Annotated in this window: 27 protein-coding genes; 10 read left to right on the top strand and 17 right to left on the bottom strand. The window is 36.7% G+C overall.

Annotated features, from left to right (window positions below; all coding sequences use genetic code 11):
• Nucleotides 1-22: 22 nt before the first annotated feature.
• The 8 genes from AB1444_09385 (at nucleotide 23) to AB1444_09350 (ending at nucleotide 5551) form a co-directional block, all read left to right on the top strand.
• Nucleotides 23-163, top strand: coding sequence for a hypothetical protein (locus tag AB1444_09385; protein ID MEW6526865.1), 141 nt, complete (start codon nucleotides 23-25; stop codon nucleotides 161-163).
• 75 nt (nucleotides 164-238) lie between these two features.
• Complete coding sequence (locus AB1444_09380) at nucleotides 239-862, top strand: 50S ribosomal protein L25/general stress protein Ctc (GenBank protein ID MEW6526864.1); 624 nt, start codon at nucleotides 239-241, stop codon at nucleotides 860-862.
• A gap of 24 nt (nucleotides 863-886) precedes the next feature.
• Nucleotides 887-1501: an aminoacyl-tRNA hydrolase gene (pth, locus tag AB1444_09375; GenBank protein ID MEW6526863.1), complete on the top strand. Its 615-nt coding sequence runs from the start codon at nucleotides 887-889 to the stop codon at nucleotides 1499-1501.
• 65 nt (nucleotides 1502-1566) lie between these two features.
• Nucleotides 1567-2847, top strand: a complete 1281-nt coding sequence (locus AB1444_09370; GenBank protein ID MEW6526862.1) for a hypothetical protein — start codon at nucleotides 1567-1569, stop codon at nucleotides 2845-2847.
• Between the two features lie 121 nt (nucleotides 2848-2968).
• On the top strand, nucleotides 2969-3715 hold the full coding sequence (locus tag AB1444_09365; protein ID MEW6526861.1) for a YebC/PmpR family DNA-binding transcriptional regulator: 747 nt from the start codon (nucleotides 2969-2971) through the stop codon (nucleotides 3713-3715).
• A gap of 6 nt (nucleotides 3716-3721) precedes the next feature.
• Nucleotides 3722-4213, top strand: coding sequence for a crossover junction endodeoxyribonuclease RuvC (gene ruvC, locus AB1444_09360; GenBank protein MEW6526860.1), 492 nt, complete (start codon nucleotides 3722-3724; stop codon nucleotides 4211-4213).
• 22 nt (nucleotides 4214-4235) lie between these two features.
• A complete protein-coding gene (gene ruvA, locus AB1444_09355; protein MEW6526859.1) occupies nucleotides 4236-4823 on the top strand; it encodes a Holliday junction branch migration protein RuvA in 588 nt (195 codons plus the stop codon).
• A gap of 194 nt (nucleotides 4824-5017) precedes the next feature.
• Nucleotides 5018-5551 carry a PadR family transcriptional regulator gene (locus tag AB1444_09350; protein MEW6526858.1) on the top strand — a complete coding sequence of 178 codons (534 nt, stop codon included), beginning with the start codon at nucleotides 5018-5020 and terminating at the stop codon, nucleotides 5549-5551.
• 2 nt (nucleotides 5552-5553) lie between these two features.
• On the opposite strand, the gene AB1444_09345 is transcribed toward AB1444_09350, so the two are convergent.
• Nucleotides 5554-6600 carry a cyclic nucleotide-binding domain-containing protein gene (locus AB1444_09345; protein MEW6526857.1) on the bottom strand — a complete coding sequence of 349 codons (1047 nt, stop codon included), beginning with the start codon at nucleotides 6598-6600 and terminating at the stop codon, nucleotides 5554-5556.
• A 1-nt stretch (nucleotide 6601) separates the two neighbouring features.
• Nucleotides 6602-7009 carry a response regulator gene (locus tag AB1444_09340; protein ID MEW6526856.1) on the bottom strand — a complete coding sequence of 136 codons (408 nt, stop codon included), beginning with the start codon at nucleotides 7007-7009 and terminating at the stop codon, nucleotides 6602-6604.
• A gap of 57 nt (nucleotides 7010-7066) precedes the next feature.
• Between AB1444_09340 and AB1444_09335 the strand changes: the two genes are divergently transcribed.
• Nucleotides 7067-7792, top strand: a complete 726-nt coding sequence (locus AB1444_09335; GenBank protein ID MEW6526855.1) for an ATP-binding protein — start codon at nucleotides 7067-7069, stop codon at nucleotides 7790-7792.
• Nucleotide 7793: 1 nt separating this feature from the next.
• Here AB1444_09335 and AB1444_09330 read toward each other — a convergent pair whose 3' ends face one another.
• The 15 genes from AB1444_09330 to AB1444_09260 all read right to left on the bottom strand — a co-directional run bounded on the left by AB1444_09330 (nucleotide 7794) and on the right by AB1444_09260 (nucleotide 16661).
• Nucleotides 7794-8057, bottom strand: a complete 264-nt coding sequence (locus AB1444_09330; protein ID MEW6526854.1) for a hypothetical protein — start codon at nucleotides 8055-8057, stop codon at nucleotides 7794-7796.
• Nucleotides 8035-8502 (bottom strand): 4Fe-4S binding protein, encoded by a 468-nt coding sequence (locus AB1444_09325; protein ID MEW6526853.1) that lies wholly within the window; start codon nucleotides 8500-8502, stop codon nucleotides 8035-8037. The genes AB1444_09330 and AB1444_09325 overlap by 23 nt, the downstream gene beginning before the upstream one ends.
• 10 nt (nucleotides 8503-8512) lie before the next feature.
• Nucleotides 8513-9526 carry a complex I subunit 1 family protein gene (locus tag AB1444_09320; GenBank protein ID MEW6526852.1) on the bottom strand — a complete coding sequence of 338 codons (1014 nt, stop codon included), beginning with the start codon at nucleotides 9524-9526 and terminating at the stop codon, nucleotides 8513-8515.
• Entirely contained in the window at nucleotides 9514-10752 is a 1239-nt protein-coding gene (locus AB1444_09315) for a nickel-dependent hydrogenase large subunit (GenBank protein ID MEW6526851.1), read from the bottom strand. The genes AB1444_09320 and AB1444_09315 overlap by 13 nt, the downstream gene beginning before the upstream one ends.
• Before the next feature lie 12 nt (nucleotides 10753-10764).
• On the bottom strand, nucleotides 10765-11244 hold the full coding sequence (locus AB1444_09310; GenBank protein ID MEW6526850.1) for an NADH-quinone oxidoreductase subunit C: 480 nt from the start codon (nucleotides 11242-11244) through the stop codon (nucleotides 10765-10767).
• 18 nt (nucleotides 11245-11262) lie between these two features.
• Nucleotides 11263-11697: an NADH-quinone oxidoreductase subunit B family protein gene (locus AB1444_09305; GenBank protein MEW6526849.1), complete on the bottom strand. Its 435-nt coding sequence runs from the start codon at nucleotides 11695-11697 to the stop codon at nucleotides 11263-11265.
• Nucleotides 11694-12029, bottom strand: coding sequence for a hypothetical protein (locus AB1444_09300; protein MEW6526848.1), 336 nt, complete (start codon nucleotides 12027-12029; stop codon nucleotides 11694-11696). Before AB1444_09300 ends, AB1444_09305 begins: the two co-directional genes overlap by 4 nt.
• Nucleotides 12030-12039: 10 nt before the next feature.
• Nucleotides 12040-13566, bottom strand: coding sequence for a proton-conducting transporter membrane subunit (locus AB1444_09295; GenBank protein MEW6526847.1), 1527 nt, complete (start codon nucleotides 13564-13566; stop codon nucleotides 12040-12042).
• Entirely contained in the window at nucleotides 13559-13918 is a 360-nt protein-coding gene (locus AB1444_09290) for a cation:proton antiporter subunit C (GenBank protein MEW6526846.1), read from the bottom strand. The genes AB1444_09295 and AB1444_09290 overlap by 8 nt, the downstream gene beginning before the upstream one ends.
• Before the next feature lie 5 nt (nucleotides 13919-13923).
• On the bottom strand, nucleotides 13924-14757 hold the full coding sequence (gene mbhE / locus AB1444_09285) for a hydrogen gas-evolving membrane-bound hydrogenase subunit E (protein ID MEW6526845.1): 834 nt from the start codon (nucleotides 14755-14757) through the stop codon (nucleotides 13924-13926).
• Nucleotides 14754-14996 carry a hydrogenase subunit MbhD domain-containing protein gene (locus AB1444_09280; protein ID MEW6526844.1) on the bottom strand — a complete coding sequence of 81 codons (243 nt, stop codon included), beginning with the start codon at nucleotides 14994-14996 and terminating at the stop codon, nucleotides 14754-14756. The genes mbhE and AB1444_09280 overlap by 4 nt, the downstream gene beginning before the upstream one ends.
• Nucleotides 14993-15400 (bottom strand): monovalent cation/H(+) antiporter subunit G, encoded by a 408-nt coding sequence (gene mnhG / locus AB1444_09275; protein MEW6526843.1) that lies wholly within the window; start codon nucleotides 15398-15400, stop codon nucleotides 14993-14995. The genes AB1444_09280 and mnhG overlap by 4 nt, the downstream gene beginning before the upstream one ends.
• Nucleotides 15401-15670, bottom strand: coding sequence for a monovalent cation/H+ antiporter complex subunit F (locus AB1444_09270; protein MEW6526842.1), 270 nt, complete (start codon nucleotides 15668-15670; stop codon nucleotides 15401-15403). It lies immediately after the preceding gene.
• A gap of 12 nt (nucleotides 15671-15682) precedes the next feature.
• Nucleotides 15683-16228 (bottom strand): Na+/H+ antiporter subunit E, encoded by a 546-nt coding sequence (locus tag AB1444_09265; GenBank protein ID MEW6526841.1) that lies wholly within the window; start codon nucleotides 16226-16228, stop codon nucleotides 15683-15685.
• A gap of 82 nt (nucleotides 16229-16310) precedes the next feature.
• Nucleotides 16311-16661 (bottom strand): YkgJ family cysteine cluster protein, encoded by a 351-nt coding sequence (locus AB1444_09260; GenBank protein ID MEW6526840.1) that lies wholly within the window; start codon nucleotides 16659-16661, stop codon nucleotides 16311-16313.
• Nucleotides 16662-16838: 177 nt separating this feature from the next.
• On the opposite strand from AB1444_09260, the gene AB1444_09255 reads away from it, so the two are divergent.
• Nucleotides 16839-17831, top strand: a complete 993-nt coding sequence (locus AB1444_09255) for a M23 family metallopeptidase (GenBank protein ID MEW6526839.1) — start codon at nucleotides 16839-16841, stop codon at nucleotides 17829-17831.
• Nucleotides 17832-17849 lie beyond the last annotated feature (18 nt).

The raw sequence follows: 17849 nt of genomic DNA, 5'->3' as shown, positions 1-17849 counted from the left end.
TAAAAAAGCTGATTTTAAAGAAATCATTTTAACCAATACAATTGATATATCAGAAAAGAAACTTTTGCCAAACATGAAAATATTATCCATGGCGCCACTGTTTGGTGAAGCTATACGCCGCATACATAACGGCGAATCAGTTAGCTCATTGTTTGTCCGATAGTTTTAAAAAAATTTATTATTGAATTTTATAACATTTTCACTATAATGTATATTAAATAATTTAAAAGAGGTTGATATGGAAGCACATGTTTTACCAGTTGAAACAAGAACCCAGATAGGGAAAAATGCAAATCATAAGCTCAGAGCACAGGGGTATATACCTGCAGTATTGTACTCTCACGGTGAATCTCAAACCATAATGGTTAAGAAGAAAAACTTCTTTAAAATTTTTAAGGGCCACATTTCTGAGAATGTCCTTATAGACCTTGAAATAAAAGATTCAAAAGGTTCTCCCGTAAAAGCCTTTGTAAAGGATTACCAGCGCCATCCCATTACCGATGAAATTCTACACGTAGATTTTTTTAAAGTAACCATGACTGAAGCCATTTCCACAAAAGTACCTGTGGAAATTAGCGGAACTCCAATTGGTGTAAAACAGGGTGGCATACTGGAAATCATTGAGCGTGAAATTGAGGTTGAATGTCTTCCTGCAGATTTGCCAGAAAAAATTACTATTGATGTAACAAATCTTACCATAGGGCAATCTATACATGTAAAGGATATTGCTGCTCCAAAAGGTGTTACAATTCTTAGCACACCAGAAACGGTAGTTGTAGCTGTTCTTGCACCGCATAAGGCAGCTGAAGAAGTTGCACAGCCTGTAGCTGAGGAAGCCAAACCAGCTGAAGAACAGCAATAACACTTTAAGGCAAGGAGTTAATAATTGAAACTAATCGTAGGATTTGGAAATCCAGGCGAGGAATATTTCAACAACAGGCAAAACATTGGATTCAAGGTTGTCGATATTCTTGGAAACAATGAGAATATCGACATCCGCATTAAAAAGAAAAAATCAATTATTGGTCGTGGCAAGATTTCTGGTGAAGATGTAGTGTTGTTGAAACCTCAAACCTTTGTCACCCTTTTAGGTGAATCGGTTCTTTATATTGCCTCTTTTCTGCGAATAAATGTGCGTGATATTATATGTGTTCTTGAAGACCCATCCCTCCCACTTGGCGAGATACGAATAGACTCCATTATGTCAAAGCTCAAACACCCGGGTATTGAATCAATTACCCGTGCGTTAAAATCGGACAGATTTGCTAAGGTTAGAATAGGCATTGGCTATCCTAAAAAAGGCGTGACCATGGAAGAACATCTTCTCAATGATTTTTCCGAAGATGAAAATCTTATTCTAATTGATGTACTCAACAAAGCTGAGGAAGTGGTCAGAATGCTTATAACTCATAGCATTGAAGATGTTCAGAATAAGTATAATCCTGATGGCGCTCCAAAAATCAAGAAGCGGCAACTTCCCAAAATACGTATTCGGCGATAGTTTCTGTAATTCAACTTGCCTTTTAAACCAACCGATAATATTACTAAATAAATAAATTAAATGGTATGAAATTTAAATCGTTAATATTGTATCTGTTTATATTTTCTATATTGCTGCTATATAATGATGGCAGTGGCCAGGATTATGTTGCTCTGATACAGCAGAAAAAGTTCACCGATGCCCTACAGATAATACAATTGCAATTGGATAAAATCTATTCTGCAAGAAGCACTGATAAAAAGATTCCTGACTCATACATTGCTATTGAAAAAATTGAAGAAGGTATAGACCTGAAAAAACTCTTCACTGATAGAAAATTGCAGCCATTTTTTATTGAAAACAATGATACCCTCTATACATTGCATGTTAATGCTGCCCTTTGCTACAATAATATATTTAAATACAAAGAAGCAGTACAGCATTACATTCAGGCATTACGGTTTACCACCATAAGTGAAAAAGACCATATAATCTTCTATTCCCTTGCACTCCTTTTTAAACGCCTCAATAAATTTGACGCATATTTGACTTATCTGGAAGAAGCATATGAAATTAAACCTGATAATTATGACTATTCATTAGAATTAGCTCTAGCGCTTGCTCCTGGTAAAAACAAGAAAAAAGCCCTTTTTCATCTCAACCGCTATATACAGTCAAAAGGCAATGATACCCCTCCTGACCTTTATTTAACTGCTGCAAACTGCTATGAATCAATTGGTGACTTTATAAACGCGGGGCGACATTACCAATTATATCTCAATACCCACCCTGATGATGCTGCTATACAATTTGCTCTTGGATATTTAGCTTATACTAAAATTTCAGACATGAAATTGGCATATACCTCACTATCAAAAGGACTGTCACTATATGGCGATAGTGATCTGATAAGGAAAGGAATATCACATGCTATAATTGGTGATATCAACAGTATTGATTTAAATTACACTGAAAGTCTTAACCACTATCTCCAGGCTATACAAATTGCTGAGAGAATACAAAAGTCCATAGATGATAAAAAAAATAGTATTGAAGGGATCAAAATCAAAATTAACACTATCAAGTCTACACTACTTGATAAAAAGGACATATCACTCTATCCCGAATACCAGTCTCTTATGGATGAATTAGGAAATAATGAGTTAGAATTGCGCCGCCTTGAGCACGAATATAGCAAACTTACCGTAGGGGAACTGTACTTCAAAATTGCTTCAACGTATGAAACTATTATGCAATACCAGCAGGCAATAGACTGGTATAATAGAGCTATCGCTTCAGGTACAAAAATCCGTGAATCCTCAAAAAAAATTGAAAAAATACAGTTGAAAATTTCACGTGGTTATTGAAAAAATTATTTTTACGCAAATTTTGTGATTATTTTATTAATGACAAAATTAGTCATGATTCTACCATTCGTTCTTGCTTTGCAATACTATCTGAAAACTTGTACAATGAGGAGAATAGAACATGTCAGGACATTCTAAATGGGCAAACATAAAACACCGGAAAGCGGCACAGGATGCCAAAAAAGGAAAGGTATTTACCAAGCTCATACGTGAAATCACTGTTGCAGCACGCGTTGGCGGCGATGATCTGAACAGTAATCCCAGATTGCGTACTGCAGTATTAAAAGCTCGTGAAAACAATATGCCAATGGATAACATTGAAAGAGCAATAAAAAAAGGTACTGGTGCTCTTGAAGGCTCAACATATGAAGAAGTTCGGTATGAAGGGTATGGACCCGGTGGAGTGGCCATAATGGTTGAGTGTATGACTGATAATAAAAACCGAACTACTCCTGAAATACGCACTATTTTTTCCAAAAATGGCGGAAACCTGGGTGAAACAGGATGCGTTGCATATCTTTTTGATAAAAAAGGAGTTATAAACATCGATGCAAACGCAACAACCGAAGACAAAGTCATGGAAATTTTACTTGATTATGATGTTGAGGATATTAAGACAGAAGACAATACAATCGTAGTTTACACTGCCCCTGAAAAGTTTAACGATATTTTAGAAGTTATCCGTTCAAATAATTTGCCAACCCTGAACAGTGAAATTACCTATGTTCCACAGACAACAGTACATTTAGAAGGACAAAAAGCTTCGCAATGTCTGAGACTTATTGAAGCACTGGAAGATCATGATGATGTTCAGAGTGTCCATGCTAATTTTGATATACCTGATGATATTATTAACAATATGAGTTGATATTTCGTGGCTTATTTACTTGGCATTGATCCAGGATATGGGCGTTGCGGCTGGGCTATCATTAATGATGCTTTTTCCTATATAGATTGTGGTGTTATAGAAACAAAGCCCACTGATGAAAATCGTTTGTTATGCATATACACTGCATTATCAGATATCATAATAAAATATAACCCCATATCCTGTGGAATTGAAAAACTCTTTTTCAATAAGAATGTTAAAACAGCTATTCCCGTTGCACAGGTGATTGGTGTGATAAAATTATTGCTGGCTCAGCACAATATACCGTATACTGAATATACACCTGTACAGATAAAGCAATCAATAACGGGTTACGGACATTCTTCAAAAGATCAGATTACAACCATGGTAAAAAAAATATTAAAGGCCCCTGAAATCATACAGCATGATGATGCATTCGATGCCCTTGCTATTGCAGTATGCCATTGTTTAGCATTACCAGGTTATTCAATAATCCAAAAAAATATTTCATCATAAAAAGGGTTTACTGAAACATACTATGATAGCTTTTTTAAAGGGAACTATACTTTCTTGTAAGCCTACCAGGGTTGTTCTTGATGTTCAGGGTGTAGGCTATGAAATACATATCCCCCTTTCAACCTATGAAAAAATCAATACAGCTACCAGTGCTGAACTTTTCATTCATATGGTGGTAAGGGAAAATGCTATATCGTTGTACGGTTTTAACTCTGAAGAAGAGCAACAGATATTTTCGCTACTGCTGACAATTTCTGGAATAGGCCCGTCAATAGCAATTTCAATTTTATCATCCATGACTCCTCAGCAGGTACTATCGTCTGTAAAAAATGACCAAATAACGGCATTTAAATCCATCCCGGGCATAGGTCAGAGCAAAAGTGAAAAAATTATTTTTGAATTAAAAAGAAAATTAAAAAAATTAGACACCATCCTGTCTCAGGAATCTGCTACAAAACCTTATATGAATGATGCTATTGAAGCATTGGTTTCGTTAGGATTTGATGAAAAACAGGCTTTATCCACTGTTTCTTCTATACTGGCACAACATCCCGACTTACATAACAGTGAAACTATTATCCGTTTGTCATTAAAACAACTATCTAAATAATCCAGAGTAGTTATGATATATTAAAATAGTAAAATTAAACTATATTAAATATAATTATATATAAAGTCATATTTATATAATCTAATTTAAATTATTTTTAAAATATTTTTATAAACATACAATAATATTATTGCTTTTTTTCAATCTTCATTGTATTTTAAAAGAAATAATTTAATTTTTATAGAGAGGTAGGTATGAAAATAGAAATTACCATATTGGGGCTCCTTATGGAGGAAAATCTTTATGGCTATGAAATTAAGAAAAGGATTGTTGAACGCCTTGAAGATTATGTTGATATTAAATTTGGTTCTATTTACTATGCAATAAAAAAAGCCCTGGACAATGGCTGGGTTAAAAAAATTGGAACTGAAAAAGAAGGCGGAAATCCTGAGCGGTATATATACCAAATATTGCCAGATGGAAGAAAGTACTATAAGAAGATGTTAAAACAGTATTTTGACCATAATTTCATACATTTTGATATTGATATAGTTCTGATGTTTTTAAATTCTCTTTCACCTGAACAACGCGAACAGTTCATTGAAGATCGCGTAGAACATATCAAAGAAAAGATGAATGCTTTGCGTGAAAAGATTGATGCTGAATCAAAGAATACATCACCAGCTTCTCAGTTACATGTGTACACCTATCTGGAAAATCATTTAAAAGCTGAGCTGAACTGGTTGAGATCATTAAAGAAAGGTGAAGTACTGACAGAGGTAGAATAATTTTATTTATCTTTCAATATATACTCTAAATAATCAGCCTGTTTAGTGTTGATTGTTTTTTCTAATGCACTTTTAAGCTGCGATAGTTCATTGATATACCGGTGAATATCTGTTTTATGAGGCTCTTGCTCTTTCTTTTCTGCATAGGCAAGAGCTTTTTTCTCATTAATATCTTCAATATGTATTACGTTTGCCTGATGTTTCTTGGCAAGTGAAACCAGTAACATCTGTATAAGCTGTGGTGAGGAAGATTTTTTTAAATCATCTTTGGTTACTTTTGTAACAAGAACTGTATTTTGGGCTTTCAGTGTGGCAGTACGCGGCATGGAAAGTAACATTGCTATTTCACCAATGACTGTGCCTCTTTCAGCTATCGTGGCAACTTTTGCATTCTGTATATATACTTCAAGCTGGCCTGATTCCAGGATATACATAAAATCGCCAATGCTGCCTTCCTGGCATAACACAGAACCTGCAGGAAATTCCACAGTGTTTGAAGAAAGCTCCCGAGGTGTTTCAACTTTTATTGATTCTGCTGCTCGTGTAAATGCTTCACCTTTTTTATATATCAAACTGGTTTTATATTTTTCTATAAGCTCTTTTATCCAGGGAAGCCTTCTTTTATCATATTCTTTTTGGAGAGATTGAATGATTGAATAATATTCAATACATATGTTTTTTTCTTTTAAAAGCTGTGAATCCAACTGCAAATCTTTTTTCAGGATTTCATTGGTTAGAACTACAATTTTAGCTTCAACAATTGCCAGATTCATGGCAAAAGCACTATTGTCCAATCCCTGTACAAGTGTTGCAGCAGGAATTTTTTTTATTGTTGTTCCTTTAAGCGCTAAAGCTGTCTCAATCCTTACTATATTTTCATTAGTTTTTGCTCCCAACACCAGTTCAGTGGCACCAATAATTAGATTTTTGCCCTGCAAAAGATATTTATCAGCTTCTGTAACAAATAAATATGCCTTGCCATCAGCAATTAAATATGCACTATCTGCCACAGCATTTTTTTTATATAATTGTAATAATTGCTCTTCCATGTTACAGGACTTTATTGATTGCCTCTAACAGCTCTTTTTTTTCAAACGGCTTGGTTAAAAACACACGGGCTTTGATATCTTTTTCATTTATTTTCAACGTTCTTTCATTTAATGCTGATATCACAATAATTTTGGCATCCGGGTAACTATCGGTTATTTCAGATATTGCTTCCAGGCCATCTTTACCCCACATGGTAATATCCATTGTAACCACATCAGGCAGTATTTCTCTGTATTTTTCCAGGGCTTCAAGGCCATTATCAACCTCAGCCACTACTTCATGACCAGCTTCTACTAATGTCTGTTTGATAATACGGCGCATAAAACTTGAATCATCAACTATCATACAACGAGCCATTACAAAACCTCTGCATTCACTATGATAATTACGTACAAATTCTATTGACATCTACTCCTGTCCAAACACTACTTAATCATACCATAATCTTTACGTCAAGGCTTTATTATGAGTACTCAAACAAACAAACTCATTGCAAAACTTTTAAAACTTGTTGGCAAAGCCATAAATACCTACAGCATGATTGGAGCAAATGATAATGTACTCATTGCTCTTTCAGGTGGGAAAGATTCTCTGGTTTTGATGGATGCATTACATCGTCGTTTACACCACATTCCCATTACATATAATTTGTATTGCTGCCATGTCTGTATTACAAACTTTCATAACAAAGAAACTATTGAAACACTTAAGACATACTGCCATCATTACAGTATACCATTATACGTAAAAGAAATAACATTAGATCTTTCTGACAAAAATTCATCACCATGTTTTGTCTGTTCATGGTTCAGGAGAAAAGCTTTGTTTGAAACTGCCGCCCAACTTCAGTGCAAAAAAATTGCCTTTGGTCATAATCAGGATGATATTATCGTCACTTTTTTTATGAATATGTTCTATCATGGGAAACTATCGACAATGCCGCCAAAATTAAAAATGTTCAATGGCACATTGGAGATAATCAGGCCACTAGCATTTCTCACGGAAGCAGAAGTGAAAGGATATTGCAACGCACTACCGATTGTGCCTTTGGAAAATGATTGTCCCTATAAGGATACAACCAAGCGAAAACAGACAAAAGAACTATTAAAAATTATCAATAAATCGGTGAAAGGCGCACAATCAAGCATTTTCAGATCATTAAGCCACAGGGACGATGAATACCTGCTGTAAATCAGCCTCCACCGGAAGGCCTGAAGCATGAAAGTTCATCGCCTTCATGCAGCCTTGTAAAAATCCCAATACGTTGGCCGTTACAAAAATATGCCAGTGAGTAGATATCGGGTAATCCTAACTGTTTTACCACATACCTTACACGGGAACCTTTAGGAATTTTTAGTATATATCCTTCATCCGGGTTATACCTGTCAATGCTGGCTTCTTTATGTAACCCGCTATACAATTTAACTTTTATCTCAATCTCCTTCTTTTTGAACATCCGTGGATCCTTCTTCTTTTATTTCAAATTTCTGTCTGTGTTCAAAACCAACAACCAGAGAAGCATTATATTTATTGTAATCAGCCATGCAAAAATGTGAAGTAATCTGTATTGAATTTTTGGGACAAATAGTAACACACTCCTGACAGTAGGTGCACCGTGATAAATATATTACAATTCGTTTTGTTTTTTTATCATTAATGAGAGCAGGATATAATTCAATAGCATTGGCAGGGCATACCTTGCTGCATAATCCACAACCGGTACAAGTCTCAACATTATACTCTAATCTGCCTCTGAAACCTTCTTTCACCGCAATAGGTGGATGTATTGCACCTTTATTGAGAGTAGTTGCTGTATCTTCCAGTATATATTTTGAAGGGAAATAATTTGTGGATTTTTTTGCAAACAATTGCTCCACCACTTTATATACCATTCCTAACATGGCTCACCTTTCATATCATTTTCATCTTTGGATCTAACATAATGAGCACCATTCCAATAATACTTATAGCTGACACTGCAAACAGAAACACTTTAGCTACCTGAGAAATCTTTAACCGTGCCATAATTACCCTGATTACAGTTACTCCAATACTATATATAAAGATAACTTTACCTAAAAAAAAGATTATTTCAACCAGTGGAATAATACTATAACCACCAATGGAAAAGGACAGCCCAAACAAACTTGTAAATGTATAGGGGAAAAATAATATAACTATCAAAGCCGAAAATGACAGTGCTTTAAACGCATCACTTAAAAGCAAAAATGCCAGCAACTTCCCCGAATACTCAACCATCATACCTTCTGCTATTTCTGTCTCAGCCTCAGCCTGATCAAATGGCACCTTAGACATTTCAGCAGGCAGAACAAGTATCATAGTAAGAAACAGCAAAATACCACCAAGAACTCCAAATGCTCCGGCGTGATGCCATAATGTATATTCAAACAGAGATTGTAAGGCAAATGGATTATACATACTGTCGGCTACATGCCAGGCTATGCTCACCACAACTACAGCGATAGGCAATTCGGTGCTCATTAAAATAACCATTTCACGCTGGGCACCTATAGATGCATATGGTGATCCTGAAGCAAAAGCCCCACTGATTATAGCAATAGATTGTAAAAGAATAAGATAAAGTATAACTATCAGGTCACCCTGTACAGGGCTTTGCAATCCGATTATATAACACACATAGGAAAGGGAAATATAAAGTAATAACAGGATGCTTGAAGTAAGTGCAATCAGTGGTGCCCCGGTAAACAACCACCGCACTGATGTTGCCGGAATAATTGTCTGCTTCTGCATTAATTTCAAAATATCATATATCGGCTGTGCGATAGGTGGCCCAATCCTTGACTGCATAAAAGCTGCAAGTTTTCTATCAATCCCTTTCAGAAACAGCCCTGCAATTACACCTGCAATTACGATAGCTATCGCCACACCTATCACTTCATACATCGTTTGCGTGCCCCTTTATATTTCTGTATACTTTTTGCATGCAATTCTTCCCAGGATATGGTTGTGCTACTTCCATCAGTTTGCACATACGTCATCCTATCAGCACATGCCACACATGGATCAATTGAAGCAATGACTATTGGGATATCAGCTATTTCAATATTGGTAAGCATTGGCGCCCAGGCAAACCCATTGGAATATGTTGGCGCCTTTACTTTTATCTGAACCGGATGTTCCTGATTATCCAGTATAACATAGTGGCACACCTCACCACGAGGAGCTTCATACCGTCCTATCCCCTCCCCTTCTAACTTCTTCAGTGTATTAATCATCTTAACGGCACCACTGCCGGTGTTAATGTCCCCTTGGGGAAGGTTTTCCATACAGAACTGTATTATCTTTATTGCTTGCTGTATCTCCAGCACACGCACAGCCATCCTGTCATACACATCACCAATTGGTTCCTTCCCTATATCCCGTGGAGATATGGGCTTCAACCATGGTATCTCATAATACGCATTCACAGGATAATCAACCCGAACATCCTTCATTAATCCTGAACCTCTGGCCGTTGGTCCCACTGCGCATAATCGCTCAGCCTGTTCTGTAGTCAGGACTCCTACTCCTTCGGTCCTGGCTCTCAGTGTTAAATCATCAAGCAATATTTCCGAAGTTCTGTTATACAACTCTTCATAGTATTCAAGCATTTGATGAATAGTTTGTGCATTGTCAGGTGTTATATCACGTCGCACACCACCTATTGTAAGCATGGCATAATTAATGCGGTTTCCGGTAAGCTCTTCTAAACAATCAAGGACTTTCTCCCTGATATTCCATGTGTACATAAAAAGTGTATCAAATCCAATTTCATGAGCTGCAACACCAGTCCACAATAAATGTGAGTGCAGGCGTTCCAGTTCACCAACAATAGTCCGTATATACCGCGCACGAGGCGGCACTTCTATTCCTGCAACATCTTCAATGGCAAGACAATATGCCATGGGATGTGAAAACGAACATATTCCACACACCCTTTCAAGAAGATAGATTATCTGTATGAAATTTCTTTCCTGGGCAATCCTCTCTATTGCCCTGTGTGTATACCCAAAATCAATATCAGCCCCAACAACCTTTTCCCCTTCAATCCTGAACGTGAACTTAATGGGCTCCTTGAATGCTGGATGAACGGGGCCAATATTTAATGGATACGTTATATCTGATTTCATTTAACTAGTTCCTTACTTTTTTTGGTTCCTCAACGGATAAACACCATCAGGAAGATAGTTGCCCGTAAAAAGCCTTCTTGGGTCAGGAATATCTTCAATTTCTACACCTATCATTTCCATGGTTTCCCGCTCCATAAAAAGGGCTCCTGGAACAATATCAGTAATTGTCCTTATCTTTAAATCGTCTTTGGGTATATCCACCGAGATAATAACCATGATTTCAGAAAACTTAGTATCTTTTTCTTTCAACGCAAACGGATATATAAGCTCAATACGGTCTTCATACTCTTTATAGGGCATTGGGGTTGATATATGCAACCTTCCCATGGTTTTCAGGATTGCTATTGCCGAATGAAAAGACTCCCTGTCAATACTGATCCAGAGTGTTATACGGTTAATTCCATTACCATAATTGGTAATCTTTTCACGGGATGCCTGTATATGGCTTCCTAATTTATTCTGTAATACCGTTACTATAGGTTCAGTTTTCATTGCATATATACCATAACATCATTTTTGCAATTTTTCCAGTTTTTCCCATGCTTTTGCTATACCATAAATGATAGCTTCAGGCCTTGGAGGGCACCCTGGTATATACACATCAACAGGTATTATTGCATCAACCGGGCCTGCCATTGCATAGGATTCCTGGAATACTCCTTTAGTAGAGCCACATCCTCCAATAACAATAACCAGCTTGGGTTCGGGAACCTGTTCGTACACCTGAAGGATATTGTCTTTAATCTTTTCGGTAACGGTTCCTGTAACAAGCAGCACATCAGCATGCCGGGGGCTGCCAACTAACTTTATACCAAACCTCTCCGCGTCATACCGTGGCATGAGGGTAGCCAATATTTCAATATCGCATGCATTGCAGGATCCTGTATTTATATGGTAAGCCCACAATGAACGCTTCAAATGCCGGTAATTTACATTTTTCACTATAGTACCCCAGTCAGTATAAGAAGCATGCCTGCAACAATGATGATAAACCATTGAATAAAATCTTCAACATCACTTATGAATAATCTCTTTATGATTAAAAAATAGGCATCTAACGTATGCTTAAATCCCCAGTATAAACTGCTTGCGGTGATCAGTTGCAGCAGGGAATTGCTTGTCCCCGAATAGAATGGAAGGCTTTGCTGACCAACTGTATTATAATCATTCCTAAAAAACAGTTTGCCAATAATAATCACCACAACAACTAATCCAAAAAAAATTCCTAACCAGAACAATGGCGCCCAATGAAGATATTCAACTTGAACTATATTCATCACTGTATCCTTAAAAATTAACCAATGCATTTACTGCTGGTTCAATTAATACTTTCAGTATTCCCTGTGGATATATACCTATAACTACTATAAAAACAGCCAGGACAAGCATACTGCACTTGATCAGTACCGGCTGTTCCATTGGCCTTTTGTTTGCAGGCATACCTAAGAATGCACTATAAAATACTTTCATAAATGAAGCCAGTGTTAAAATTGAAACAAATATTGCAATGAGCGTCAATACCGGATTATACTGGAATACCGATTCATAGATAATAATTTTTGACACAAAACCATTAAATGGCGGAATCCCTGATATAGCCAGGGCTGCTATCATAAATACCACTGTTGTAAATACGTCATAATGCGCCAATCCATGCATAGCATCCAGATTACGCGTTTTGAAATGCCTTACCAAAACACCTGATGTTAAAAACAGCAATCCCTTATACAATGCGTTGTTAACAACATGGAGTAATCCACCAATCATTGCAACTTTTCCAAAAAGAGCAAAGGAAGCGTCACCTGCTCTCACTACTGTTAATCCAACACCCATACCTAAAAGCATGTACCCCACCTGAGAGACCGCATGGAAGGCCATCAGGCGTTTTACATCCTTCTGTACCAGAGCCTGAGTCACACCTATAAACATTGACAGTATGCCAAAAACAATAAACAATACGCCCAGTGGATAGCTGACATGTGCATGGCTCAATCCAAATGAAAATGATATACGGAATAAACCATACAGGCAAATTAAACTTCCTAATTTTACCATTGCGCTGATTGGTGCTGGAGCTTCTGAATAGGTATCCGGTATCCACATGTGCATGGGAACAACACCTGATTTCATTGCCAGCGGTATTATAAGCAGGACAATAGCAATTTTATCAAGCAATGTTCCCCGTACAGCTTCTTTGAGATAGTCAATGTTGAACGATCCATACTGTGCATACAGGAAGGCAATCCCTAATAAAAAGAAACTGGTTGCCACAGCGCTAATAAACATATATTTATACCCGGCATAGGGCGGGTGTTTTCGTTCTGTCCGGAATGCCACCAGGGCTGCTGAGGAAATTGAAAGGATTTCCAGAAACACAAAAAAGGTAAACAGGTCATTTGCAACAAGTAGCCCCATCATCCCTGCTACCATTGATATAAATAATACGGTAAAATAATTTTTTCTTTCATTTTCTTCAATATACTGAGTGGAAAACAGATAAAAAATAAACACAAGAGTTGTAGTCATTATAATAAAAAAAAGTGAAAATGAATCTATCTTTAATCCTATCCGTATTGGGAATGTCAATCCATGTTCAGTTACTATTTCTGGATTGGAGGAACCTACCATATAATATAAAATTCGGCCATGGACTAAAACATCACCAGCAATATAATATGATGCAGCCAGTATCATTACCAGAGCTATCGCCCCAACAACAGTACGGGCAGTACGATTGACCATGCCAATCATTGGTATCATGAAAGCAGCAAGAAGCGGGATAGCTACCAATAAGATAGGGACATGTTTAATCATACTCTTCCACTCCACGCAATTTTCGTGTATCCAGAGTATTATTATTTCTGTAGGTAAGCACAGAAACTCCCAACATGAGCGCAGTGGTAGCAAATCCAATAACTATGTTAGTTAATATAAGCGCCTGAGGTGTGGGCAATACCATGGTTATAACAGAATCAAACGGCGCCAGTGTGAATATTGGAGCCATGGCATTTTCACGGTATCCTAAAGAAATAAAAAACAGGTTTATACCTGAATCCAGGATGTTAAATGCCAGTACAATTTTAATAAGGTTGCGTTTAAACAACAGTGCGATTATCCCTATGGTCAATAAAAGAATAAATGTTACATAAAGCAAAATTGCTGACATAATGATTACCGTAATGAATTAGTATCTTTTACCCCTGATACATGAAATAATGTTACAACGATAAGGCTTAACCCAAAAAATACTTCAATACCTACAGCCAGTGATAACAACGGTAATATCCCCGCTGATATTAAATAACCCTGATTTGGACCAAAAGCAATCATCCTGCCAAATCCAGTACTGGTGTGAACAAGAAAATTATATAAAAACGATATTGTAATTCCCGCAAATCCCAATCCAATAAAAATGGTTAACCCCAAAGATTCAAAGAAAGAGAAAATTTTACGAGTCCGTTGCATATGGCGGGTGATTAAAAAGCTGATGAGTAAAAGTGCTGTTGCCGAGGCCATAACAGAGCCCCCCTGGAAACCTCCTCCCGGTGAGATATGACCATGAACCACCAGATAAACCCCAAAGCTTAATATCATGATATACATGATAAAAGATCCAAATGTAATGACTCTTGACTCAATTTTTGGAAATTGACCTGCAGGAGGTACACCCGCTGAAACAATACTTTTACTTTTCAAAAATGTAAAGAAAAGCATTGAAATACTGCTTACAACAATAAACAAAACGGTAGCTTCCCCTAATGTGTCAAATCCACGATAATCAAATACCACACTTGCTACAATGTTATTTGACTTTGTTTCAATCTGACCATTGCGCAAAAAGTAATCATCCATGGTGCTAACACCATTAATATCAATACCCTGTTCTGGCCTTCCCTGTAACACTTCCGAATTGCCTAAAGCTTCTCCAACAGGATGTAGATGTAATATTCCAACAAAAAGAAACCCAAATAGTATAACAATTGCTACAACGCTGAATAACCTCATTCTTCCCTTCTCCGTGTCATTCTGATGGCAATAACAAAAATACAGGTAGTGAGTGCCGCTCCAATACCAGCTTCTGCAATAGCAACATCAGGTGCATCTAAAAGAAAATACAGTACTGTCAAAACCAATGAAAAAACCGAATAGCTTACGATTGCTGCCAGAAGATCTCTAAAATAGATAGAGAGCAGTGCTGTGATTACCAGGGCAATTGAAATAACCAGAAAAAAGTAATACATCATAGTACACCATCCTCATCAGGAATTCCTTCACTTACCTTTTCAAGTTCCAGCTCATCTGCAGACTTAATCTGCGATTTATAATCAAATTCATTTATAACAACACCAAACGGTTTAATGCCTGATAGCAATGATGCTCGTGCTATTGCGTGAGCACTGATTGGATTGGTAAAGATAATAACCAGTAATGCAACAATACTATGAATGGCAATTGTGAGACTTGCCTGGTCATAGTAGACTATATTTTTAATAACTATCGCCAAAACAACAAAGATACTGCCAAACGTGGTTGTTTTTGTGGCTGCATGCAAACGGGTATATATATCAGGAAACCGCATGAGCCCAATAATACTCATACCATTGACAACCAAACCAATAACAAGGCAAGACACAATAAAAGTATCCACTTATTTCCTCTCATCTATAAGGTAGCGGGCAATATATAATGTCCCAATAAACGAGATAATCCCATACACAATTCCAATATCAATATATAAGGCTTTTTTCTGAGCTGCACCCAGTACAATCATGATAACAATTATTAATGTGTTAATGGTATCCAGGGCCACTATTCGTTCGGGCACATTATGGCTGAATGCAATCCGTATCACAATGATACATACATACACTATGCATAACAGCGCAGATAACAGGAATATTGAATTGAAATCATACATGTGCATACTTGCTTACCTAAAAAGCTTTTTTAAAAAAAAGTGTAAAAAGCCTGCAACATCCTTTGGCACAGCTGAATATTCTTTGCTTTTAGTCCAGTACAAACAATGAATGAATAATTTTCTTTTTTCAGGATCAAAACCTAAGGTTAATGTTCCAGGGGATAGGGTAATCGAATTTGCCAGTAAATATACTCCCATTTCATCCTGAATTTCAGGGTCAACTTTTACAATTGCAGGCTTAATTTTCCCGGTGATAATCCGATACATCACTTCAACATTAGCTATGAGCAGCGCTACGAAAAAAGGCCCTGCAAAGTATAGAATTAACCCAAGATAAAAGAATGGATTTAACAATTTACCGGTAATCTTTATTGGTATAAGCCAGTAGGTTACAGATGCCAGTATAATACTGATTACAGTGCCAAAAATAAACTCTTCATACGACCAGAAAAGAATATCATTGCCAGAACCTATAGTCAATACAAGGTAGGAATATGCTGCAATCATCGTATAAAATAAGATTGCACGAAGCTTATTTTTTTTATCATCAGATGTCATTATAAATCTCTGCCAGACTACTGTATCAAATCCTATATTAATTTGTTAATAATACAAGCATTTTTCTACAATTATTTCACTATTATTCATTATACCCACATCCATCGTAAGGGCTTACTTTGTCTTCATAAGCAAGTTCAACTCCTTCATAATATGGGAAATCTCTGCACATCCGTGGCCTTATTTCGTAAATGCTACAGACACCCAGACCATTGCTATCGCGTGTAAAATGTTTGCAAGAATAATGGTAGGGCAAATCCTCAGACTTGTTTTCATAGATAAACGTCAGCATGGGATAAATAAGATATATCTCAGAAAATTTAGGGTCAACTGAAGGCATCTTTAGCCAGTATTCATATGCTTTCTTTAGCATTTCAGGCGACTCAGCCAGCCTGATATCATTACAGCATGTTCCACACCGTTTACATCCCATATATTGTCCTAAATCCTGTTATCCTTTATACAGTGTATAAAAAAAACTTGCATTAATCAGGCTTATCATACGATATAATACAATGATAGCATATTTTATTTTTTATTGCAATTTATTGTATATTTTTAACCATTGCCCTGAATCACTTAATAAAAAGTGCTGTTTATTAAAGGAATCATGAAAGTAAAGCTAAAAATACTAAAGAGCGATATTGAGCGACAGCTCAAAGAAAAATATTATCTGAAGAAGAAACAATGGTCTAAAAAGTGGGATAAATTCCTTGAACATGGCCACGAAAAAATGACCATAATGTTCATTCCCCACAATGAACAGAAAATATTTAATTTTCAGATATCTCGTTTCACCATACTTTTTTTCAGTTCCTTAATGATGATAGTTATCGTTACTTCAGCTTACGCAATAATCAAAAATGCTGCAGTAAAACGTGAAGAAGAACGTTTACTATCAAACTACAAAGATATACGATCACAGCTTATACGGTTTGAGCAGCTGACAAATGAGCTTGATAAAGAATTAGATTCCATAAAACCTGATATTGAAGATCTATATGAATTGGCTACCAATAACAATAATACTCAGTCAATCTGGGAATCATCCATAATTTCAGTGGAAGACCCCTCAATGCGTCAATATTCGGCAATTTTGCCTTCTGAAGTTAAAACATTGCGAGTATTGCAAAAGGATCTGATCTGTACAACAAATACTGTAAAAACAATAAAGAATTTTATTGATGTACGTAATAAAGTTATTTATGACACCCCGTCAATAATTCCTAATCCCGGGCACATCACTTCCCTTTTTGGATGGCGCCGTTCCCCATTTGGTTTTGGAAGGGATTTTCATTCCGGCATTGATATCGCAGCACCTCAGGGTACTGAAATACGTGCCACTGCTCCGGGAGTAGTCATATCCTCTTCCTGGGGTGGTGGTTATGGATTTATGGTCAGAATTAAACATAAATACGGCTATGAAACGATCTATGGGCACTGTTCCAAAGTAATAGTATTCCCGGGGCAGAATGTACAGAAAGGACAGGTTGTTGCCTATGTTGGCCAAACCGGTTCTGCAACGGGGAGCCACTGTCACTATGAAATACGTTTAGGCGGGGTGCCAATAAATCCTTACCCATATATGAGCAAGATGTGGTAATATTTTTATTTCCCTGTT

The sequence above is a fragment of the Spirochaetota bacterium genome (assembly GCA_040756435.1).
In the GTDB taxonomy this organism is placed as follows: Bacteria; Spirochaetota; UBA4802; order UBA4802; family UB4802; genus UBA4802.
Note: the sequence above shows the minus strand (reverse complement) of the source record. Positions and strands in the feature narration are given on the sequence as shown.